This is a genomic window from Pseudovibrio sp. POLY-S9 (genome assembly GCF_001431305.1).
In the GTDB taxonomy this organism is placed as follows: Bacteria; Pseudomonadota; Alphaproteobacteria; order Rhizobiales; family Stappiaceae; genus Pseudovibrio.
In genome coordinates, this window is sequence record NZ_LCWX01000173.1 from 28,110 (window position 1) to 29,673 (window position 1,564).

General features: G+C 51.9%; 2 protein-coding genes. Both read right to left on the bottom strand.

Annotated elements, in window-relative coordinates:
- Positions 1-313: 313 nt before the first annotated feature.
- On the bottom strand, positions 314-913 hold the full coding sequence (locus tag PPL9_RS17720; RefSeq protein ID WP_057463944.1) for a hypothetical protein: 600 nt from the start codon (positions 911-913) through the stop codon (positions 314-316).
- Positions 914-1,002: 89 nt separating this feature from the next.
- The gene (locus PPL9_RS17725) at positions 1,003-1,323 is read right to left on the bottom strand and encodes a hypothetical protein (protein ID WP_057463945.1); all 321 of its coding nucleotides are present in this window, start codon (positions 1,321-1,323) and stop codon (positions 1,003-1,005) included.
- Positions 1,324-1,564 lie beyond the last annotated feature (241 nt).

Below are 1,564 nucleotides of genomic sequence, written 5' to 3' on the forward strand. Positions count from 1 at the left end.
ATCGCCCCGCTTCAAGAGACATGAACACCAGGCATTAGGATCAGATTTTGTGCAGCAAAAAGCCCGCTAAAAGCGGGCTTAGAAACTGACCTCAAGTGTAACACACCAGCTCCGGTGCCTCGAACAATAAACCATGCTGACTTACGGGCTGTTGTGATAGTAGCTCACAAGGCGCTGGCATCCTGTTTGTGAGCAGTAACCCAACAGCTTCCTTTCAACCTTCTCTAACTCGACGTATTCCCCTGCAGCCCTTGTCCAGTCTCGCTGCAGGCGTTTTCTCTGACCCTCTGCCCATATCGGTTTCATCATCAATCTACCGTTCTATGCGAATGATTTTGGTGTTCACCCTGGCCGCGCTGAACGTATCAGGGCCTAAGGTTTCCATTGTCTCGGCCTCGTCATGCTTGAAAGTAATTGGAACAAGAGCAACAAGAGTTGCCGGTTCTTCGTGGCCGTGCCGTCCAAGCAGATCCAGCGCGGCCTTGATGTGCTGGCGTACTTTGGAAAATGGCGGGTTCATGATGATCCGCGCAAACTCCGCCCTGCCCTGAGCCTCTTGCGCATACTCCAAAAAGCATCTGTTTGAGACGTTCACGCCGTCAATATTTAGCGAAGCGGCAAGCTTGATATGGCGCTCAATCGCGACCAGCTCGCATGGGCTATGACCTGAGGCAAGCAGGGCCTTAATGAGGGCTCCGGTTCCTGCGCTCGGCTCCAGGGTCAAATAGTCTCCAACTGGCCCTAAATACTCCACCATGCGAGCTGCAACATCAGCCGGTGTTACATGGCACTCCGTTGCACTATCAACAATGACAGGAGCGCTCACAACAGGCTGTTTCACTTCAATATCTGCCGGTCTTTTAACGTCAATCAGCATTGGTTTATCTGGTCGGCGGTAGACTGATTTTTTCATTTCTCTATGCCCTTGAGTTGCTTGGTGCTGGTTCGGCCTGGGGACGTGATCACAGCCCTTTAGCTGTGATCACTGGCGGGAAGTGGCGCTTATGCTGCCTTAGCTTCCACGACCGGTACAAAGCTTTCAGGAACGGGGTGGGCCTTACTGTCTGTCAGAAAAACAGCAACCCGAGAGGCTTGATAGCGAGGGCCTTTGTAGTTTGGGTCCAGACAGACCTTGAAACGGAATTTGCCACAAAGAGAAAGGCGGGTGCCGCGCTCCTCATCATGAACCTTTGCGTAGTCCGCCTTGGTCAATTCGATCTGCTCTAAGGTGTTGATTTCGCCGGAATGGTAACGGCTGGGGGACTGTAAGTGCTTCGCCTTGAAGTTCAAAATGGACGGCTTTGCATCCTTCTTGACTGGCACCTCATAACTGTAGGAGAGTAATAAAGTATCATACTCAGTAATAAAGATTCATACTGAGGAATATAGTATCATACTGACGAGGGCTTAGCGGACATTGCTGCCCTTCGCTGCAACGCAGAAAACTCTGATCAGTGAGAGGTGGCGGCTAGCGTCGAGGGCCACAAGCATGCGTAATCGGGCTCGTCCTTCACGAGAGGTCAGCTCCTGTTAAGATCGCAGCATATTGCTGCGAGGATGGGAG

Bases quoted from the DNA above. Each gene is read 5' to 3' on its own strand.
- PPL9_RS17720 (WP_057463944.1), bottom strand. From the start codon at position 913: ATGAAAAAATCAGTCTACCGCCGACCAGATAAACCAATGCTGATTGAC.